At 38.5% G+C, this 20,139-nt stretch carries 18 protein-coding genes; 13 read left to right on the top strand and 5 right to left on the bottom strand.

Going from position 1 to position 20,139, the window contains the following annotated elements; translation table 11 throughout:
- Positions 1-7: 7 nt before the first annotated feature.
- The 5 genes from dnaJ to ACA100_RS00575 all read right to left on the bottom strand — a co-directional run bounded on the left by dnaJ (position 8) and on the right by ACA100_RS00575 (position 7,912).
- The gene (gene dnaJ / locus ACA100_RS00595; protein WP_481078087.1) at positions 8-1,150 is read right to left on the bottom strand and encodes a molecular chaperone DnaJ; all 1,143 of its coding nucleotides are present in this window, start codon (positions 1,148-1,150) and stop codon (positions 8-10) included.
- Positions 1,151-1,293: 143 nt separating this feature from the next.
- Positions 1,294-3,222 carry a molecular chaperone DnaK gene (gene dnaK, locus ACA100_RS00590; RefSeq protein WP_481078086.1) on the bottom strand — a complete coding sequence of 643 codons (1,929 nt, stop codon included), beginning with the start codon at positions 3,220-3,222 and terminating at the stop codon, positions 1,294-1,296.
- Positions 3,223-3,342: 120 nt separating this feature from the next.
- On the bottom strand, positions 3,343-4,047 hold the full coding sequence (locus tag ACA100_RS00585) for a YggS family pyridoxal phosphate-dependent enzyme (protein WP_481078085.1): 705 nt from the start codon (positions 4,045-4,047) through the stop codon (positions 3,343-3,345).
- Positions 4,044-5,423, bottom strand: a complete 1,380-nt coding sequence (locus ACA100_RS00580) for a sigma-54-dependent transcriptional regulator (RefSeq protein ID WP_481078084.1) — start codon at positions 5,421-5,423, stop codon at positions 4,044-4,046. The genes ACA100_RS00585 and ACA100_RS00580 overlap by 4 nt, the downstream gene beginning before the upstream one ends.
- A gap of 2 nt (positions 5,424-5,425) precedes the next feature.
- Positions 5,426-7,912: a DNA topoisomerase I gene (locus ACA100_RS00575; protein ID WP_481078083.1), complete on the bottom strand. Its 2,487-nt coding sequence runs from the start codon at positions 7,910-7,912 to the stop codon at positions 5,426-5,428.
- A gap of 197 nt (positions 7,913-8,109) precedes the next feature.
- On the opposite strand from ACA100_RS00575, the gene ACA100_RS00570 reads away from it, so the two are divergent.
- The 13 genes from ACA100_RS00570 to gatC all read left to right on the top strand — a co-directional run bounded on the left by ACA100_RS00570 (position 8,110) and on the right by gatC (position 20,132).
- Positions 8,110-8,253 (top strand): hypothetical protein, encoded by a 144-nt coding sequence (locus ACA100_RS00570; RefSeq protein WP_198932422.1) that lies wholly within the window; start codon positions 8,110-8,112, stop codon positions 8,251-8,253.
- The gene (locus tag ACA100_RS00565) at positions 8,250-8,618 is read left to right on the top strand and encodes a diacylglycerol kinase (RefSeq protein ID WP_481078082.1); all 369 of its coding nucleotides are present in this window, start codon (positions 8,250-8,252) and stop codon (positions 8,616-8,618) included. Before ACA100_RS00570 ends, ACA100_RS00565 begins: the two co-directional genes overlap by 4 nt.
- A gap of 23 nt (positions 8,619-8,641) precedes the next feature.
- On the top strand, positions 8,642-9,664 hold the full coding sequence (gene tsaD / locus ACA100_RS00560; protein ID WP_481078081.1) for a tRNA (adenosine(37)-N6)-threonylcarbamoyltransferase complex transferase subunit TsaD: 1,023 nt from the start codon (positions 8,642-8,644) through the stop codon (positions 9,662-9,664).
- Between the two features lie 2 nt (positions 9,665-9,666).
- A complete protein-coding gene (locus ACA100_RS00555; protein WP_481078080.1) occupies positions 9,667-11,034 on the top strand; it encodes a deoxyguanosinetriphosphate triphosphohydrolase in 1,368 nt (455 codons plus the stop codon).
- Positions 11,035-11,193: 159 nt separating this feature from the next.
- Complete coding sequence (gene ccoN, locus ACA100_RS00550; RefSeq protein WP_481078079.1) at positions 11,194-12,654, top strand: cytochrome-c oxidase, cbb3-type subunit I; 1,461 nt, start codon at positions 11,194-11,196, stop codon at positions 12,652-12,654.
- A gap of 22 nt (positions 12,655-12,676) precedes the next feature.
- A complete protein-coding gene (gene ccoO, locus ACA100_RS00545) occupies positions 12,677-13,477 on the top strand; it encodes a cytochrome-c oxidase, cbb3-type subunit II (RefSeq protein WP_481079138.1) in 801 nt (266 codons plus the stop codon).
- A 24-nt stretch (positions 13,478-13,501) separates the two neighbouring features.
- On the top strand, positions 13,502-13,726 hold the full coding sequence (locus ACA100_RS00540) for a cbb3-type cytochrome oxidase subunit 3 (protein ID WP_481078078.1): 225 nt from the start codon (positions 13,502-13,504) through the stop codon (positions 13,724-13,726).
- 34 nt (positions 13,727-13,760) lie between these two features.
- Entirely contained in the window at positions 13,761-14,699 is a 939-nt protein-coding gene (gene ccoP / locus ACA100_RS00535; RefSeq protein ID WP_481078077.1) for a cytochrome-c oxidase, cbb3-type subunit III, read from the top strand.
- A gap of 150 nt (positions 14,700-14,849) precedes the next feature.
- Positions 14,850-16,259, top strand: a complete 1,410-nt coding sequence (gene ccoG / locus ACA100_RS00530; protein WP_481078076.1) for a cytochrome c oxidase accessory protein CcoG — start codon at positions 14,850-14,852, stop codon at positions 16,257-16,259.
- A 79-nt stretch (positions 16,260-16,338) separates the two neighbouring features.
- A complete protein-coding gene (locus tag ACA100_RS00525; RefSeq protein ID WP_481078075.1) occupies positions 16,339-17,166 on the top strand; it encodes a FixH family protein in 828 nt (275 codons plus the stop codon).
- A 25-nt stretch (positions 17,167-17,191) separates the two neighbouring features.
- Entirely contained in the window at positions 17,192-19,642 is a 2,451-nt protein-coding gene (locus ACA100_RS00520) for a heavy metal translocating P-type ATPase (protein WP_481078074.1), read from the top strand.
- Positions 19,639-19,845, top strand: coding sequence for a cbb3-type cytochrome oxidase assembly protein CcoS (gene ccoS, locus ACA100_RS00515; protein ID WP_481078073.1), 207 nt, complete (start codon positions 19,639-19,641; stop codon positions 19,843-19,845). The genes ACA100_RS00520 and ccoS overlap by 4 nt, the downstream gene beginning before the upstream one ends.
- Complete coding sequence (gatC, locus tag ACA100_RS00510; protein WP_481078072.1) at positions 19,842-20,132, top strand: Asp-tRNA(Asn)/Glu-tRNA(Gln) amidotransferase subunit GatC; 291 nt, start codon at positions 19,842-19,844, stop codon at positions 20,130-20,132. Before ccoS ends, gatC begins: the two co-directional genes overlap by 4 nt.
- The last annotated feature ends 7 nt before the right edge of the window (positions 20,133-20,139 follow it).

The raw sequence follows: 20,139 nt of genomic DNA, 5'->3' as shown, positions 1-20,139 counted from the left end.
AGATCAACTATTTTTTTTTAACATCATCAAAGAAGTCTTTTACACGATCCAGCCAGCCTTTTTCTTGTGGATTATGTTTTTCCCCAAGTGTTTCGCCAAATTGTTTTAAGATCTCTTTTTGTTCCGCTGTTAATTTCACAGGTGTTTCAATGTTCACTGTGCAGAGCAAATCACCTTGGTGATCACCACGGATGGATTTTACACCTTTTGCACGTAAACGGAATACTCGGCCCGTTTGTGTTTCAGCAGGAATCTTAAGGTTTACGCGACCATCCAAAGTCGGTACTTCGATTTCGCCACCTAATGCAGCAGTTACAAAACTGATAGGAACGATGCAATGTAAGTTCTGTCCATCACGTTTAAAGATAGGATGTGGGCGAACATTAATTTGAACATATAAATCACCATTCGGGCCACCATTTCCGCCAGCTTCGCCTTTACCTTCTAAGCGGATATTGTTGCCAGTATCTACGCCTGCTGGGATTTTAACTTCCAATGTTTGAGTTTTGTATTCGCTGCCAGAGCCACGGCAAACTTTACAAGGATTCTTGATGATTTTACCACGACCATGACAAGTTGGGCATGGTTGCTGAACAGAGAAGAAACCTTGTGAGCGGCGAACTTGACCTGCACCATGGCATGTATCACAAGTTGTAATTGAGGTGCCAGGTTCTGCACCTGTGCCATCACAATGATCACATGTGCTGCGAATATTAGTTTGGATGCGTGAAGTTGTACCAAATACGGCTTCTTCTAGGGAGATATCTAATTGATAGCCAACATCATCACCTTTATATGCGCGTGGTCCAGAACTGCGAGCACCACCGCCACCAAAGAATTGAGAGAAGATGTCATCCATGTCGCCAAAGCCACTGAATCCACCAAAACCACCGCCGCCGAATCCGCCAGCACCGCCTTGGCCATTCACAGCATCATGACCGTATTGATCATACATGCGGCGTTTTTCCTCATCCGATAAAATGTCATAAGCGCCTTGAACTTCCTTGAATTTCTTTTCCGCTTCTTCTTCATTCCCAATGTTTTTATCAGGATGATACTTGCTTGCCATTCTACGATAAGCTTTTTTGATTTCGTCTTGTGTTGCAGATTTTGCAACACCTAGGATTTCATAATAATCGCGTTGTGACATAATTTCTTTGCTTCCTTAACTGTAAAACTAATAATTTATAAATAATAATTCGCAAGATTACTCATAAGTTATGAGTTTCTAACTTGAAGAAAGCAATATCCCAAAATGGGATATTGCTTCACTAGATAATTTATCGAAATAAATTATTTCTTATCATCTTTAACTTCTTCGAACTCTGCATCCACAACATCATCTTGCTTGTTGTCAGGATTTTGGCCTTGTGCCGCACCTTCTTCACCAGCTTGTTGTTGTGCTGCGTATGCTTTTTCAGCAACTTTACCAGCAGCTTCTGTCAAGGCTTCAGTTTTCTTCTGAATTGTTTCAAGGTTATCACCTTTTACAGCTTCTTGAAGTTCAGAGATTGCTGATTCAATTGCAGCTCTTTCGTTCGCATCAACTTGCTCACCCAAATCTTTCAAAGATTTTTCTGACATGTGAATCATTTGTTCAGCAGAGTTACGCGCAGCAACTAATTCTTGGAACTTCTTATCTTCTTCAGCATTCATTTCTGCGTCTTTGATCATTTTGTCGATGTCTTCCTGAGATAAACCAGAGTCAGACTTGATCACGATAGATTGTTCTTTGTTGGTTGCTTTATCTTTTGCTGATACGTTGATTACGCCATTCGCATCGATATCAAAAGTTACTTCGATTTGTGGAACACCACGTGGTGCTGGTGGAATGTCTGATAACTCAAATTGACCCAAAGTTTTGTTTTGAGAAGCTTGAGGACGTTCACCTTGCAATACGTGAATTGTTACGGCTGGTTGGTTATCTGTTGCAGTTGAGAATGTTTGGCTTGCTTTCGTTGGGATCGTTGTGTTTTTGTCGATCAACTTAGTCATTACGCCACCCATTGTTTCAATACCCAATGATAATGGCGTGACATCTAATAACAATACGTCTTTAACATCACCACCTAAAACACCGCCTTGAACCGCAGCACCCGATGCAACAGCTTCGTCAGGGTTAACGTCTTTACGTGGATCTTTACCAAAGAACTCTTTAACTTTTTCTTGTACTTTAGGCATACGAGTTTGACCACCAACCAAGATAACTTCGTCGATTTGTGAAACTGTCAAACCAGCATCTTTCAATGCAACTTTACATGGTGCCAAAGTGCGTTCGATTAAATCTTCTACTAAAGATTCTAATTTTGCACGTGTTAACTTGATGTTCAAGTGTTTTGGACCAGTGCTATCAGCAGTGATGTAAGGCAAGTTGATTTCTGTTTGTTGCGCTGAAGACAATTCAATTTTTGCTTTCTCACCAGCTTCTTTCAAGCGTTGCAATGCTAAAGGATCGTTGCGTAAATCAATGCCTTGTTCTTTTTGGAACTCTTGCACTAAGTAATCGATAACAGCAGCATCGAAGTCTTCACCGCCCAAGAAAGTATCACCATTTGTAGACAATACTTCGAATTGCTTTTCACCATCAACGTCAGCGATTTCAATGATAGACAAGTCGAATGTACCGCCACCTAAATCATATACAGCGATTTTAGCGTCTTTCTTCGAGCCTTTATCCATGCCGTATGCTAATGCAGCTGCAGTTGGCTCGTTGATGATACGTTTAACTTCTAAGCCAGCAATGCGGCCAGCATCGATCGTTGCTTGACGTTGTGAGTCATTGAAGTATGCAGGTACTGTGATAACTGCTTCAGTTACTTTTTCACCCAAGAAATCTTCAGCAGTTTGTTTCATTTTCATTAAAACACGTGCAGAAACTTCAGGTGGTGCTAATTTTTTGTCGCCCAATACGCTCACCCAAGCATCGCCATTGTCAGCTTTGATGATTGAGTATGGTACTAAATCGATGTCTTTTTTAACTTCAGCATCATCGAATTTACGACCGATTAAACGTTTGATTGCAAATAATGTGTTTTTGGGGTTTGTGACAGATTGGCGTTTAGCAGGTTGACCCACTAAAATTTCACCACTTTCTGTGTAAGCAATGATAGAAGGCGTTGTGCGATCACCTTCTGCATTCTCGATCACGCGAACTTTTTCGCCATCCATTACTGCTACACAAGAGTTTGTTGTACCTAAGTCAATACCAATAATTTTACTCATATTCAGTTGCTCCTAAAAATGCTTTAAATAAACTGTAAATTTCTAATGTTTATTAAGATGGGGTAGGGTTTTAGGATTTCAAGTAAAAATATGAAAATTATTTCTATAATTTATGATTTGCTATTGACGAGCACCAAATACTGCACTACCAACGCGAATCATTGTAGCGCCTTCAGCAATTGCCCATTCTAAATCGTGGCTCATGCCCATGGATAATTCTGTCGCGGTCGTTGGCATTAAACCTTGAGTTATGGCTTGTTCATTTAAGTTTCTTAAATGAGCATAACCTTCACGTACGGATTTTTCATCATCCGCATTTAAGCCAATTGTCATTAATCCACGAATTTTAAGCATTGGAAATTGCTGTAAAGTTTCTAAGAAAGGGAAGAGCTGATCCGTTGCTAAACCCTGTTTGCTGTCTTCTTTCGATACATTCACTTGAATGAATATTTCGCGTGTTTCATTCTGCTTTTCACATTCTGCATGTAATTTTTCAACTAAAGATGTGCGATCCACTGATTGAATGCATTGCACATAAGGAAAAATTGCACGAACTTTATTGGTTTGCAGATGGCCAATAAAGTGCTGCTGATAAGGCATGATGATTTGATCAGCGCGTTGAATATGAGGGAATTTTTCCGTCACTTCTTGTGCGCGATTCTCTCCAATTAAGCCAAAGCCAAGATTAATGGCTTCTTGAATGCATTCAATTGGCTGAGTTTTCGTTGCCAATAGCAATAGTATATCTTCAGGTTTTCTGCCTGAAGTTTGTGCTGCATTGGCAATGCGATCCAAGATTTGGTTTAAATTGTTTTGAATGCTCATGATATTTTTTTAGGATCAATGTCTAACGATTTTAATTTGCGATATAAATTAGTGCGCTCCATGCCAACTTTATCTGCCAATTTTGCAATGTTGCCTTCACAGGATTTAAATTGTGCCAATAGATAAGCCTTTTCAAACTGTTCACGTGCTTCACGTAATGGTAAATCCAATGGCAATAGATCTTCTGAAATTACACGAGTTTGGTTTTTTTTGGTGAGCAAATCATTGACTTCATTTAATGTGACTTCTTCACTTTTACCTAAAATTAGCAACTGTTGAACGATGGATTTCAGCTCTTGTACATTGCCATGCCATGTATGATTGCGTAATCGATTTTGTACGGCAATCGGGAAATGACGATATTGCAAATGCTCTTCTTCCACAAAATGATGGATGTAAAAAGCAATTAAATCAGGCACATCTTCAGGGTGAGATGATAAAGGTGGAATATCTAACGGTAAAATATTGAGCTTATAATAAAGTGCTTCGCTGAACTCTTTTTCATCCACGAGAATGGATAAGTCATCGCGGGAAACAGCAATGAAACGAATGTTTTTAGACAATAAGTTTTTGCCATTGATTCTAAAGTATTCATTGTCATTGATAATATTGGCTAGTTTATTTTGTGCCTCTAAACTTAATTGAGATGCATTTTCTAAAATAATACTGCCGCCATTAGCCTGCTCTAAAATGCCTTGAGTGATCAAAGAACCTTCTTCTTTACCTAACAAAGTTTCTTCAATATTATCTTCGTTTAACTGGCCTAAATTCACAGCAATGATTGGGCTTTGGTTGCGATCAGATAATGAATGAATATAGTGTGCAAATAGATGTTTACCTGAACCTAACTCACCTTTCAATAGCACCGTACGATTCCCTGATTCAGCAATTTGTTTTGCCTTCATACGGAGCGATGACATCATTGGGCTTTTGCCTACGGGCTCGATTGTTAGTTGCGGTGTTAGTGCCTGTGGTTTCAACGTTGGTTGAATGATTTGCTCTTTTAAAGCGCGTTTGACAACTGCAACCAATTTTGCCAATGTTAGTGGCTTTTCTAAAAAGTCAAAAGCGCCGAGTTTTGTGGCTTCAATGGCGTGTTCTAATGTGCCATGTCCGCTCATCATGACAACTGAAAATGGCAAGCTTTGGTAAGCTTTTTTCCATTCATTCATTAAAGAAATACCATCAATATCTGGCATCCAGATATCAAGTAGAATGAGATCGGGCTTACTATCTTGAATGGCTTTTTGCGCTTCGCCACCATTGGAAGCTGTGCGCACAGTAAAACCTTCATCCTCTAAAATATCTTTGATGAGGTCGGTAATATCTTCCTCATCATCTACCACTAAAATGTTCGTATTTTTTAAATCGCTCATTGTTATTCACTCGCTGATTTTTTAGTTGTTGCTTTTTTGGTTGTGGCTTTCTTTGGTGCAGCTTTTTTGGCAGGTGCTTTTTTAGCTGCGGCTTTCTTAGGTTTTTCCTCAGAAGTATCCGCATCTTTTTTCGTTGCCTTTTTAGTCGTAGCTTTCTTCGTTGCAGTTTTCTTGACTGGTGCCTTCTTTGTGGTTTTCTTACCTTTTTTAGCAGGTGCTTTTGCTAGCAATTCTTGGCATTCTTCTAGCGTTAAATTCTCAGGATCTTCACGATCCTTTGGAATGCGCGCATTTTTCTCGCCATCTGTTACATAAGGTCCCCAGCGACCATTCAATACTTGAATGCCTTCAGCCTCAAATGCTTTGATGAATTTTGCAGCTTCTGCGGCTTTATGTGCTTCAATGATTTCTAAAGCACGAGGTAATTCAACGGTATAAGGATCATCTTCTTTTAACGAAACGAATTTTTTACCGTATTGAATGTAAGGCCCAAAACGGCCGATATTTGCACGAATCAATTCATCATCCTCAGTGCGACCTAAATCGCGTGGTAATGTGAATAACTCTAATGCCTCTTCTAATGTAATGGTGCTAATGCGCTGATCCTTACGGAGCGATGCAAATTTTGGTTTGTCTTCGTCATCTTTGTCACCAATTTGTGCAAAAGGTCCAAAGCGGCCAATACGCACAGAAACAGGTTTTCCTGATTTTGGATCAGTGCCTAGTTCACGAGCTTGTGCAACATCTGCGCGTGAGACAGACGCTTCTTTCTCTTTACATAACTGCTGGAATGGTGACCAGAATTCTTCCATTAATGGAATCCATGCTAGTTTGCCTTCTGCGATTTCATCGAGATCATCTTCCATCTTTGCAGTGAAATCATATTCCACATAACGGGTAAAATGTTCAGTTAAAAAACGCGAAACGATTCGGCCAACATCGGTTGGGAAGAATCGGCGATTATCTACTGTGACATATTCACGGTTTTGTAATGTAGAAATGATAGAAGCATAAGTAGAAGGACGGCCAATGCCATGTTCTTCTAAAGCTTTAACCAATGATGCTTCTGAGAATCTTGGTGGTGGCTCAGTAAAATGTTGTGTCGCAAGAATGTCTTCAATGTTGATTAAATCACCCACTTCCATATTGGGTAGGATTTTTTCATCATCGGCATCATCTTTTTTATCATCAAAGCTTTCTGTATAAACGATGATGAAACCAGGGAAGAGAATGGTTGAACCATTGGCTCTGAATGTATGGAGTGCTTTTTGTCCTAAATCAACCGCGATAGTATCCATAATCGCAGAAGCCATTTGAGATGCAACAGTGCGTTTCCAAATTAATTCATATAAACGAAATTGATCTGAAGATAAATAGTTTTTCAATTCATCAGGATGGCGGAATGCTGATGTGGGTCGAATTGCTTCATGTGCTTCTTGAGCATTTTTAGATTTAGTTTTATAAACGCGCGGTTCTTCAGGTAGATAATCGTCACCATAACGACCTTTCACAAATGCACAAATTTCATCCACGGTTTCTTTAGCTAATGTCACGGAATCTGTACGCATATAAGTGATTAAGCCGATGGTTTCTGAACCAATGTTAATCCCTTCATATAATGTCTGCGCTGTACGCATTGTACGAGTTGTGGAGAAGCCCAATTTACGCGCAGCTTCCTGTTGCATTGTGGATGTTGTAAATGGTGCTGTTGGATTGCGTTTACGTTGTTTGCGATCGATGTTGTAAACAGGGATTTGTGCACCAAAGGCTTGAATTAACGTGTTTTTAGCATTGGTTGCCATGCTTTCATTTGTGAATGAAAATTGCTCAACTTTCGTGCCGTTAAATTCTGTTAAACGACCTTTGAATTGTGATTCACTTTGCTTGAGTTGAGATTCAATGGTCCAATATTCTTCGGCAATAAATGCTTCGATCTCATTTTCGCGTTCACAAATCATACGAAGTGCAGGTGTTTGCACTCGGCCAGCAGATAATCCTGGGCTAATTTTTTTCCACAATAACGGCGATAAGTTAAAGCCAACAAGATAATCAAGCGCACGACGAGCTTGCTGTGCATTGACCATATCCATGGAAATGTCACGAGGTTGTTGAATGGCTTCTTTGATCGCATTTTTGGTGATTTCATGGAAAACAACACGAGCAACTTGTTTATCTTTGAGTTTATTTTTCTCTTCTAAATATTCTTTGATATGCCAAGAGATCGCTTCACCCTCACGATCTGGATCCGTTGCCAATAATAAAGTATCAGCGTCTTTGATCTCTTTAACTATCTCGTTGATATGTTTTTGATTTCGTTCAACCACTTCATAATGCATGGCGAAATTATGTTCAGGATCTACAGCGCCTGATTTAGGAATCAAGTCTCGAATATGGCCAAAAGAGGCAAGAACTTTATAGTCTTTGCCTAGGTATTTATTAATCGTTTTAGCTTTAGCCGGGGATTCTACGATAACGAGAGTTTTACTCATGAATGTTTAAATTTCCTTCAATAGTAATTCGGTATTTAAAAGGTCAAAGCTTCAATAATTAGTTAGAATTTAGATGTAAGCTTTTATGGGGTTTTGCTGAAAATGTTGTGATAATACACTTTCATGCACTTAATGAAAACTAAATAATAAGCTACAATGCTTACCTTAATCTTTCAAGTCATAGGATAAAAGATCAGATGCGTCGTCGTGAAGAAAAGCAGAAAAAATCGTTTGGATGGCTCTATATTGTTGTGATTGCTGTATTTATTGGTTGGGTCATGATGGATGATTATGGTGCAGGAGTTTTTGAAAACGAATCGATTGAGGTTCCGATGCCATGATGAATAAACCTGGCGCAAAAGGATTGAAAAGATTAGTGAATGCCACTCAATATTCGATCAAAGGTTTAAAAGCAGCTTTTAAAAATGAAGAGGCTTTTCGTCAGGAGGTTTATTTATTGCCAATTATTTTAGTATTGGCAATTTGTTTATCCAAAACAGGGATAGAGTTTGCTTTGTTGTTTGGAAGTTATTGGTTGGTACTGATGGCAGAACTTGTGAACTCGGGCATTGAAGCGGTTGTCGATCGTATAGGCTTAGAAAAGCATCCTTTATCAGGACAAGCTAAAGATATTGGTTCGGCAATTGTAATGTTAGCAATGGTATTAACGGTTGTGACTTGGGTTTCAGTCACTGTTTTTCGCTAACTTAATCTAGATAGAAGGTAAAAGTGTTAGTACTTGGAATTGAAAGCTCTTGTGATGAAACAGGAGTTGCATTGTATGATAGCGAGCAAAAATTAGTTGCTCATCAAATTTATTCACAAATTGAATTGCATGCTTTATATGGTGGCGTTGTGCCTGAATTGGCTTCGCGTGATCACATTCGTAAATTGCCATTATTGGTGGATGCTGCCTTGGAAGAAGCAGGCAAAGAATACAGCGACATTGATGGGATTGCTTTTACAGAAGGTCCAGGATTGATTGGTGCTTTGATGGTGGGCGCATTGTATGCAGAAGGTTTGAGTTATGCATTGAAAAAACCTTTGATTGGCGTGAATCACATGGAAGCGCATTTACAAGCTGTGCATTTAGAAGATGAAGTACCTGAATATCCATTCATGACCTTATTAGTATCGGGCGGTCATTCGCAATTGGTGTTGGTGAAAGAGTTTGGTGAATACGAAATTTTGGGTGATACATTGGATGATGCTGTGGGTGAAGCCTTTGATAAAACTGCAAAATTAATGGGTTTGCCTTATCCTGGTGGCGCTAAATTAGCAAAGATGGCGGAAACAGGCGATGAAAAAGCTTATGATTTCCCGCGCCCAATGATCCATAGTGGCGATTTGAAATTTAGCTTCAGTGGTTTGAAAACTAAAGTGGCTATGACAATCAAAGATTCCACAGAGGCAGATTATCCAAACATTGCTGCAAGTTTCCAACGTGCAGTGATTGATACATTGGTTGCAAAAACAAAGCGAGCAGTTAAGGAGTATCAAGTAAAATCAATAGTGATTGCTGGCGGTGTTGCTGCTAATAAATTATTAAGAGCAGAACTGGCAAAAGTCATGGAACCAATGGGGATTCGTGTATTTTATCCGCGCCCATTATTCTGTACAGACAATGGTGCGATGGTTGCTTATGTTGGTCACGAACGCTTAGTTCGTAATCAAGGCAGTTTAAATTACGATGTTAAACTCAAGGCGCGTTGGCCGTTATCACAATTATCAGTCAAGAAAGAGAGTGAATAATAATGAGTAAAATGAATTGGCAACACTTACTAACCAGAGAAAGATTGGGCGTTGCTAATTCAAATGATACGCAACAATGGTATCGTTCAACCTTCCAAAAAGATTATGACCGATTAATTTTTTCGGCGGCGTTTCGTCGTTTACAAGATAAAACGCAAGTTTTCCCATTGGCACAAACGGATTATGTTCGTACGCGCCTAACGCACAGTTTAGAAGTGAGCAGTGTTGCTAGAAGCATTGGAATGTTAGTTGGGCAGCACTTAGCCAATAATTTTAGTATTGGTGATTTTAGAGCATCGGATATTGGTACAATTTTATCGGCGGCTGCGTTGGCGCATGATATTGGTAATCCACCTTTTGGCCATGCTGGAGAAGATGGGATTGGGCAATTCTTTGCAGAAAGTTCAGCAGGGAAAAAGGCCTTAGAGGAAATGAAACCTGCTGAGCAGCAAGATTTATTAAATTTTGAAGGTAATGCGCAAGCATTTCGACTGCTCACAAAATTACAAAATGTTGATAATGATGGTGGCATGCAGTTGTCATTATCAACGCTTGCAAGCTTTATTAAATATCCTTGTGGCAGTTTGGAGCGTAAAAAACTAGATAATATTGCGTTGAAGAAATTTAATTATTTCCAAGCTGAAAAAGAATCTTTTCGTTATGTTGTAGATGTGCTAGGTTTATTGCCATTGATCACTGAGGATGATATTCCTGTAGCTTGGGCTCGTCATCCTTTAGTTTATTTATTAGAAGCAGCCGATGATCTATGTTATTCATTGGTAGATATCGAAGATGCTTATCGTTTATCTCTTGTTTCGAGTGAAAAAGTGATTGAGTTTTACGAATCCATTATTAAACCTTATGGTGGATTCCCTAATAAAGTGAAGCGCATTTCACGAGATAAAGACAAAATTGAGTATTTAAGAGCGTTCGCAATGGGGCTTTTAATTGATGAAGTAGTTGCTGCATTTATTCAACATGAAGATGAAATTTTAAGTGGACGATGCAAGGTTGATCTTCTAGCTTTGATTCCATCCGCTCATGCGTTAGCCAATATTAAATCTTATGCATATGATCATATTTATGTATCTAAGCCTGTGTTAGAAGTTGGGATCGCAGGACATGAAATCATTGAAGGTTTATTAAAAGCATTTGTCGGTGCGATCAATCAAGAGTATTATCTAGGTTCAACATCAAAATCCCGTATGTTGATCAGTTTTCTACCAGATCAATTTTTAGGTAAAAATAGAAAGCTGGATGATGATCCATATATAAGAATGCTAAAAATAACAGATTTTATCTCGGGAATGACGGATCGTTATGCAGTCCATGTTTATCAAATGATCTCAGGGGTTCATTTGACTACCTAAAAGATTTAAATTCGGGTAGAATAGCCTCGTCTATAGCAGTGTGTGTATTGATTTTTATCAATGTAATTATAGTAGTTTCGCGTAAAATAAAGCACGTTGCTATATGTTGTAACTATATAGTTTTATTACATAGCCTTTTAATTTTATTTCGGGGGAAGTATGGGAGAAACCGTAGATATTAGGGATACCCAGTACAACTACAGCGTGATTCGTAAGTTCGCAATCATGACTTTAGTATGGGGTGCGATCGGTATGACCGCAGGTGTTTGGGCTGCTTTAGAGCTAGCTTGGCCTGCGTTAAACTTTGATCTAGCTTGGTTAAGTTTCGGTCGTATTAGACCAGTGCATACAAACTTAGTTATTTTTGGTATGGGTGGTTCAGCATTGATGGCAACATCATTCTATGTTGTACAACGTACATGTCAGGTGCGCTTAGCATATGGCAAAGTGGCTGAATTTGTATTCTGGGGTTGGACAATCGGCGTGTTTGGCATCATGATCAGCTATCCTTTGGGCTTTACACAAGGTCAAGAGTATGCTGAATTTGAATGGCCATTAGACTATGCAGTAGCAATCGTTTGGGTTTGTTATTTCTGGGTATTCTTCAACACGTTATTACGTCGTAAGCAAGAACACATCTATGTAGCAAACTGGTTCTACTTAGCATTTATTTTAGCGACAGCACTTTTACATATCTTCAACAATATCACGATTCCTGTAATCGATGGTTGGACATTGAAATCATATAACGTATTCTCTGGTGTTCAGAGTGCGATGGTTCAATGGTGGTATGGTCACAATGCTGTAGGTTTCTTCTTGACAGTTGCGTTCTTGGGTATGATGTACTACTTCGTTCCTAAAGAAGTTAACCGTCCTGTTTATTCTTATCGCTTGTCAATTATCCACTTCTGGGCATTATCATTCTTGTATATGTGGGCTGGTGCTCACCATTTACACTGGACTTCATTACCAGATTGGACTTCTTCATTAGCAGCAACATTCTCAATCATCTTATTGTTACCATCATGGGGTGGTATGATCAATGGTATCATGACGTTGTCTGGTGCTTGGGATCAAGTGCGTACTAACCCGATCGTTCGTTTCTTCGTAGTTGCATTGTCTTTCTACGGTATGAGTACGTTTGAAGGTCCATTGATGAGCTTGAAATCAGTAAACGCATTATCTCACTACACAGACTGGACAGTAGGTCACGTTCACTCAGGCGCTTTAGGTTGGGTTGCGATGATTACATTCGGTTCTTTATACCACATGATTCCACGTATCTTCGGTGCTAAGTTATACAGCGAAAAATTAGTGTTTGCTCACTTCTGGTTAGCAACTATTGGTATCGTATTGTATGTTGCAGCATTGTGGGTTGCAGGTATCGGTCAAGGTATGATGTTGCGTGGTTTCGATCCTAACTACGGTACTTTAACTTATAAGTTCATTGAAACAGTTCAATTCATGCACACACCTTATATCTTACGTGCATTGGGCGGTAGCATGTTCTTATTAGGCGGCTTAATCATGATTTATAACTTCATCATGACTATGAAGCAAGGTACAAAAGCACAAGCGGACAAACATGCAGTAATTCCTGCTGTTGCTGCTCATGCTTAATACGGGGAGAAACTAAATTATGATTAGACATGAACAAATTGAAAAAAACTCTGGATTGATGTTGGTTTTAACATTGGTCATCATCAGTATTGGTGGCTTGATTGAAATCGTTCCATTGTTTTTTATTAACGACACAATCGAAGTTGTTAAAAAAGAAATCACAGAAACATCGCGTGATGAAAATGGTAAGCGTGTTCGTACTAAACGTGAAGTGGATGCGATTCGTCCATACACACCATTAGAGCAATTAGGCCGTAACATCTACATTAGAGAAGGTTGTTATGCTTGTCACTCACAGCAAATTCGCCCAATGCAAGATGAGTATTTACGTTATGGTTACTACTCATTAGCGGCTGAATCTCAGTTCGATCACCCATTCCAATGGGGTTCTAAACGTACTGGTCCAGATTTGGCACGTGTTGGTGGTAAATACAGCAATCGTTGGCAGTCTGAACACTTGAAAGATCCAAGAAGTGTTGAGCCTAAGTCAATCATGCCTGGCTATCCATACTTAAGTAAAAATGATCTTTACTATAAAGATGTTAAGTCGCACATGAAAGCATTGCGTATTACGGGTGTTCCATATTCTTCAAATGAAGAAGAGTACAAAGCTAACGTAGAGCGTTTTGGTGCAAACGTTGCTGATCTTCTAGTGATTGATACAGCTATCGAAAACTTGGAAAAACAAGCGAAAGATGGTAACTACGATCCAGGAAGAGAAGGTATCTCAGAAATGGCTGCCTTGGTCGCATATTTACAAGTATTAGGTACTATGTATCAGTTTAAAGATGATGATGGTATCGAGTACAGTAAATTCCGTTAATAAAAAATAAGTTGAGGACATAAAATGTTAGATTTTTTCTATTGGTTTACAGATCACGGTAACAGCAAGATTGCAGCTGTAGTTATCTTCTTCATAGTATTTGTAGGCATCATATTTTATGTCTTCACTAATAAAGACCGTAAGGCTCGTTACGATGCATATCGCAGTATTCCGCTCATGGATGAAGAGGATCTTAGCGGTTTGAATCAAGCTCGTAGCGATCAGAGTAATATCCGTAACGATCGTTAATTTCGGTTGTTACAGTTAATTTTGGGGACTTTTTATGAGTGAAAATATTGATAAAAAACAAGAAGTAGAAACCACGGGGCACGTGTGGGATGGTGTGCAGGAGTTTAATAATCCTCTGCCAAGATGGTGGTTATTATCTTTCTACGGTACTGTAATCTTCAGTTTGATTTATTGGGTAATTTATCCAACTTGGCCTTTGCCAAATGATTGGACTAAAGGTATTAAAACTGTTCAAGTTAAAGAAGATGGCGAAGTTAAAGATGTTCATTGGAATACTCGTACTTTGTTAGCAGAAGAGTTGCAATCTTCTAAAGAAGCACAAAATCGTGAAGCTTTCTACGGCAAATTGGGTGCTTTGAAAAAATTAGAAGAGATCCAAGCGACTGAAAATGAAGGTTTGAAAGAGTTTGCTTTAAGTACTGGTGCTGTAATGTTTGCGGATAACTGTGCAACATGTCATGGTGCAGGTGGTGAAGGTAAATTTGGTTTGTATCCTAACTTAACTGACGATGCTTGGTTATGGGGCGGACATTACTCGGAAATCGAAAAAACCATCACAATGGGTCGTACAGGTAACATGACACCAGCAACTTTAACAGGTTTGACTGATGATGAAATTACTGATGTATCTAAGTATGCTTTAACTTTGTCAGGTAACTATACTGCGGATGAAGCATCTGAGCGTGGTAAGGCTGTTTTTGAAGGCAAAGGTACTTGCTCAACATGTCATGGTGCAGATGGTAAAGGCCTTGTCATTATGGGTAGTGCTGACCTAACAGATCAAATTTGGGAATTAGTACCTGTATTTGATGCAAAAACTGACGATGAGAAAGTTGCGATGATTCGTAAACAAGTTATCGAAGGTGTAACGCCTGCAACAGATCGTGTAATGCCAACTTGGAAAGATCGTTTAACTAAAGAACAAATTAGAGCATTGGCTGTTTATGTTCATGAGTTAGGCGGTGGTCAGTAATACTGACACAAATTAAGAAAGTTATAAATATTAAGGGACTCACATCAAATGTTGAGTCCCTTTATTTTTATTCGTAATTAAAGAGTAGTACAATGTGCGTGGGAGTAAGAATCAAGAGTAACCATTAGATTAAGTCAGAGGGAGGGAGCTGTGTCAAATCAACAGCCAGAATCGCTTTATCAAAAGCGTATTCCAATCTTTACAAGAGATGTAAAAGGGAAGTTCCGCACATTTAAGTCTGCGGTTTTGTACTTTGGGTTAGCTGTATTCTATTTACTGCCATGGTTGCCGTGGCCAAGAGGGGAGAATATTCCAAATCAAGCAGTACTGTTTGATTTAGCCAGTCGACGATTCTATGTTTTGGGTTTAGATGTTGATATTCAAAATATTATGTGGCTTGCTGGTGTATTGATGCTATTTGCATTCTTTTTGTTTTTTATCACCAATATTGCAGGACGTGTCTTCTGTGGGTATTTCTGTTTTCAAACAATTTGGACAGATTTATTCATCAAAATAGAAGGATGGATTCAGGGGGGTCGTAATAAACGACAAAAATTATATGATATGCCTTGGGGGGGTGAAAAACTTTTACGCGTTGGTGGAACATGGTTGACGTGGTTAGTTGTTGCAGTTTGGACAGGTTTTACATTCACCGCATATTGGACGCCAGCTACTGAATTATTTGTAACATTCTTTAGCGGACAGGCACCATTTGCTGCATATGGTACAACTTTATTCATCACAACAACGACGTTCATTATGGCAGGCTTTGCACGTGAACAAGTATGTTCATATATGTGCCCATATGCACGTTTCCAAGGTGTTATGTTTGATAAAGATACTTTGGTTGTGGCTTATGATGAAAAACGTGGTGAAGGTGCTAATGGTCGTGCAAAACCAGTGAAAGAATTGCGTGATCTGAATACGCGTCATGAAGCTGGGCATGGTGATTGTGTAGATTGTGACCTGTGCGTTCAAGTGTGTCCTGCAGGTATCGATATTCGTGATGGCCTGAACTATAAATGTATTACTTGTGGTTTATGTATTGATGCATGTAATACGATGATGACGAAAACAGGTTATCCAACAGGATTGATTCGTTATGACTCATTGAATGGTTTGGAAGGTAAGAAAACGCACTTTATGAAACCACGTAATATTGGCTATGGTTCTGTAATTTTAGTGGTAATGGGCGTATTGGCATGGAGTATTATGACAAGTGCTCAGATGTCGTTCTTACTTGAGAAAACAAGAACGCCAGCCTTTACACGAATGAGTGATGGTTTAATTCAGAATAGATATACTTTGAAATTAAATAACTTAACAATGACGCCAAAATCAGTAGAGGTTAAGTTAGTTGATCCTAAAGATATTACATTGAGTATCCCTGAGAATAATGAAACATTGGCACCAGGCATTCGTCGCAATTGGTCTATGTTGATTCATCAAAAAGTTCAAAGTGCACCTACTCAACCTGTAAATATTGAAATTTTAGTTAAAGATGAGCAAGGAAAAGTTATCGAAACACATAATTTATCTTCAACATTTGTGACTAAATAAAATATAATAAGCATGAAAAAATAGAGCGTAAGCTCTATTTTTGCTTATCTAAAAACTTGAAATTAGGAGAAAAGTAAGTATGCATGACGTATTAACCATAACCACTATAGGCGTTTTCGGAGTTTTAATAGTAACGCTACTTTTACATCATCTATTTCGCTTTACTCGTTTACAGGCATCTGTTATTTCAGGTTTGATGAGTATCGCTATATTAGTACCATATTTAATCATGAATTGGACGGGGGGCGATGTTGCTGCACTCTATTTTTCATGTAATATTTTAACGAGCTATGCTTACTATTTAGTGGGCAAGAAAACAAATGCCCTAAAAGGTAAAGATGGTAAAAGAACTCATTGGGTACCTATTACTATTTTTGGTTTCTTTGTGATTCTAACAATTATAGATGGTGCATTCGTATTTATGGCTGAATCTGGCTTGCGTGTTGAATACTATGACAAGCAAGGTAGTTTAAAAACTGTTAACACAAGATTCCCAGGCGAAGTGCCTAATGCGTATCATAAACAAGAAGCATATTTTAATGAACATAAAGCAAACATGCGTGTGCAAGCAGAGCGTGGTTGGAAAGTACGTTATCAATTTGATACAAATCCACCTAAAATCTCAGAAGATAACGTGATGAGTTTTTTAGTGGTGGATAAAGAAGGTCAACCAATTGATGGTGCTGAAGTAGAAGTTAAATTGAAACGTTTAGCAGAACAAGAATTAAATCGTACCATTACTTTTAAAGGCATTGGTGATGGTATTTATGAAGCGCCAATTAATTTTGAGCGTTTAGGTCGTTGGGACTTTGAAATTCATGTTGTGCGTGGTGAAGATACTTATCAAGATGTCAATGATAATGTGATTGAAGTTATTGGTGATCTTAATGCCAGTGCAGCATCTTAATAGTTAATGATTTGAGTCTAAAATAATGTCTAGTAATATCTCTCAACAGTGTTTTCACTGTACTCAGCCCATTGTTGGCAGTGTTCCATTTGTTGTTAATATTAATGGAAAAGATGAGCCGATGTGTTGCATCGGCTGTAAAGCGGTCGCAGAAATGATCTGTGATTCAGGATTGATGCATTATTATGAGTTTCGTACAGAAGCTGCAATGCGCCCTGATTCTTTGAATGATTTAGTGCCTGAAGAACTTAGAAAAGAGTTGGATTTTTACGATCATCCAGAAATCTCAAAGCAATTCATCAGCAGTCAAAAAGATGGTGATTCAGATGTTGCTAAACTCAGCTTAATTATTGATAAAATTGTATGTGCAGCTTGCGTATGGTTGATCGAGCATCAAATTAAGCGATTGCCAGGTATTCATAAATTTGATATCAATTACTCAACGCATCGTGCCTATCTTGAGTTTGATCCTTCTAAAACATCTTTATCAAAGATTTTACTAGCCATTTATAATCTGGGTTACGAAGCTACGCCTTATGATGAACAAACTCAGCAGAAAAAATTGAAAAAAGAGCGCCAAACACTATTTTTAGAGTTTGGCGTTGCGGCTATTTTTTCCATGCAAGTGATGATGTTCTCTTTTGGTTTGTATTTTGGACATTATCAAGGTATCAGTGAAGAGGCTCGTTTTATTTTACGTTGGGCGAGTTTTTTAATGAGTATTCCTTGTGTTACTTATTCTAGTTGGACATTTTATAAATCCGCTTTTTATGATTTGAAACATAAGCGGTTAACGATGAATGTTAATATCTCTTTGGCCATTATTTTGGGTACTTTAGCGAGTATTTGGAATACGGTTTTAAATGTTGGAGAGATCTATTTTGAATCTGTCACCATGTTTGCATTCTTGTTATTGGGCGCACGTTTGATAGAGATGAATGCGCGTCATAAAGCATTGATGATGACAGATCATATCTTAAAGCTAAAACCTCACATTGCTGAAAGAATGGTAGATGATCAATCGAGTGAAATGATTGCTGTTAGTCAAATCAATGTGGGCGATGTTTTGCGCGTAAAACCAGGTGATTCTATTCCAACAGATGGTGTTTTATTACAGGATTCTGCATGGATAGATGAATCACTCTTAACAGGTGAAAGTTTGCCTGTCGAAAAGCGGTTAAATGATGATGTGATTGGTGGTTCGATTAATCAAGAGCAGACATTGTTGATGAAAGTTTCTAAAATTGGTGGCGATACAGTTTTCTCACAAATGACTCTGATGATTGAGCGTGCCATGAGTGAAAAGCCTAAATTTGTGAAGTTAGCTGATTTGGTATCGACATGGTTTGTGTTGATCTTATTATTAGCATGTGCAGGCACATATATTGCATGGCTTTACATAGATGCATCACATGCATTTGAAGTGATGTTGTCTGTATTAGTCGTTTCTTGTCCTTGTGCTTTAGCGTTGGCAACACCAGCGGCGATTAGTTCAGGTAATCAAGCTATGATTGAAAAAGGTTTGATAGGTACACGATCAGGCACAATCGAAGCTTTGGCAAAAGTGACAGACATTGTATTTGATAAAACAGGTACCTTAACGCAAGGGAATTTAACGCTTGTTCAGGAAAAAATTCTGACAGATCGTCTCTCTAAAGCAGAGTTGATGCAAATTATTTGCTCATTGGAAGCAAGTTCAAATCATCCGATTGCGGCTGCGTTTAATAGAATTCAAAAGCAAGAAAATTTACCATTATTCAGCGTTTCTAATTTAGATAACATTGTGGGCAAGGGCTTAGAAGGAACGATTAAAGGTGAACAATATCGAGTGGGGCGCATAGATTGGTTCAAAACAGAGGTAAAATATAGTTTAGATGATGGCATTTGGATTGCATTAGGCAAGGGCGACACTTTATTGGCATTATATTGCTTGAAAGATGAATTAAAAGTAGATAGTGAAGCAGTTGTTCAGAAGCTCAAAGAAGAAGGTTATCGGTTACATATTTTAAGTGGTGATCGTGTAGAAACAGTACAAGCGATGAATGAGCGCTTAGGCATTGACAATATTCATGGGGATCAAACGCCAGAAGATAAGCTAACATATGTCACAAAATTACAGTCTGAAGGTAAAATTGTTGCAATGTTGGGTGATGGTATTAATGATGCACCAGTATTAGCTCAAGCTGATGTTTCTATTGCAATTGGTCAAGGTGCGCTTTTAACACAGGCAACAGCCGATATGATTTTGATGCATTCAACTGAAATGCAGCCGTTATTGGATGGGATTAATGTTGCAAAACGGACCAATAAGATAATTATTCAAAATTTAGGTTGGTCTTTGCTATATAATATTTTAGTTCTGCCAGCTGCGATGATGGGTTATATTGTGCCTTGGATGGCTGCTTTAGGTATGAGCTTAAGTTCATTATTAGTGATCGGTAACACATTACGAATTCGTGAGGGAGAAAAAGAGTGAAGATTTTATACTTTCTTCTGCCATTATCCTTTTTATTGTTAGTATTCATCGCCATTGCATTTGTTTGGGCGGTTAGATCTAAGCAATTTGATGATATGGAAGGGCCCGCACATCGCATTCTATTCGATGGAGAAGATGATGAGTTCTATCGTTTAGGAACCGAAAAAGAAAAGACTTTAGAAGAGAAGGATGAGAAAAAATGAGTCAATTGAAAGCCTCTGATATTAAGAGAATTGCTACATTATCACAGATTGCAATCAGTGATGATGAGCTTCCTATGATCGAAGAAAAATTGGAAAGCACATTGGCAATTTTGAATCAGTTGCAGAATGTAGATACTACAAATGTAGAGCCAATGAGCGACCCATTTGACCGCGCACAACCTTTTAGAGAAGATATTGTTACGGAAAGTAATCACAGAGATGATTATCAAGTTGTCGCGCCTTCCGTAGAGAAAGGTTTGTACTTGGTACCAAAAGTGATCGAATAATCATCCA

Source organism: Wohlfahrtiimonas sp. XWW7 (genome assembly GCF_056716055.1).
The sequence above is the reverse complement of the archived record's forward strand: the minus strand, read 5'-3'. Positions and strand labels throughout refer to the sequence as shown.

Bases quoted from the DNA above. Each gene is read 5' to 3' on its own strand.
- ccoN (WP_481078079.1), top strand. From the start codon at position 11,194: ATGGGAGAAACCGTAGATATTAGGGATACCCAGTACAACTACAGCGTG.
- ACA100_RS00575 (WP_481078083.1), bottom strand. From the start codon at position 7,912: ATGAGTAAAACTCTCGTTATCGTAGAATCCCCGGCTAAAGCTAAAACG.
- gatC (WP_481078072.1), top strand. From the start codon at position 19,842: ATGAGTCAATTGAAAGCCTCTGATATTAAGAGAATTGCTACATTATCA.
- dnaK (WP_481078086.1), bottom strand. From the start codon at position 3,222: ATGAGTAAAATTATTGGTATTGACTTAGGTACAACAAACTCTTGTGTA.
- ACA100_RS00525 (WP_481078075.1), top strand. From the start codon at position 16,339: ATGCATGACGTATTAACCATAACCACTATAGGCGTTTTCGGAGTTTTA.
- ACA100_RS00585 (WP_481078085.1), bottom strand. From the start codon at position 4,047: ATGAGCATTCAAAACAATTTAAACCAAATCTTGGATCGCATTGCCAAT.
- ACA100_RS00565 (WP_481078082.1), top strand. From the start codon at position 8,250: ATGATGAATAAACCTGGCGCAAAAGGATTGAAAAGATTAGTGAATGCC.
- ACA100_RS00580 (WP_481078084.1), bottom strand. From the start codon at position 5,423: ATGAGCGATTTAAAAAATACGAACATTTTAGTGGTAGATGATGAGGAA.
- ccoP (WP_481078077.1), top strand. From the start codon at position 13,761: ATGAGTGAAAATATTGATAAAAAACAAGAAGTAGAAACCACGGGGCAC.
- ACA100_RS00555 (WP_481078080.1), top strand. From the start codon at position 9,667: ATGAGTAAAATGAATTGGCAACACTTACTAACCAGAGAAAGATTGGGC.
- ACA100_RS00570 (WP_198932422.1), top strand. From the start codon at position 8,110: ATGCGTCGTCGTGAAGAAAAGCAGAAAAAATCGTTTGGATGGCTCTAT.
- dnaJ (WP_481078087.1), bottom strand. From the start codon at position 1,150: ATGTCACAACGCGATTATTATGAAATCCTAGGTGTTGCAAAATCTGCA.
- ACA100_RS00520 (WP_481078074.1), top strand. From the start codon at position 17,192: ATGTCTAGTAATATCTCTCAACAGTGTTTTCACTGTACTCAGCCCATT.
- ACA100_RS00540 (WP_481078078.1), top strand. From the start codon at position 13,502: ATGTTAGATTTTTTCTATTGGTTTACAGATCACGGTAACAGCAAGATT.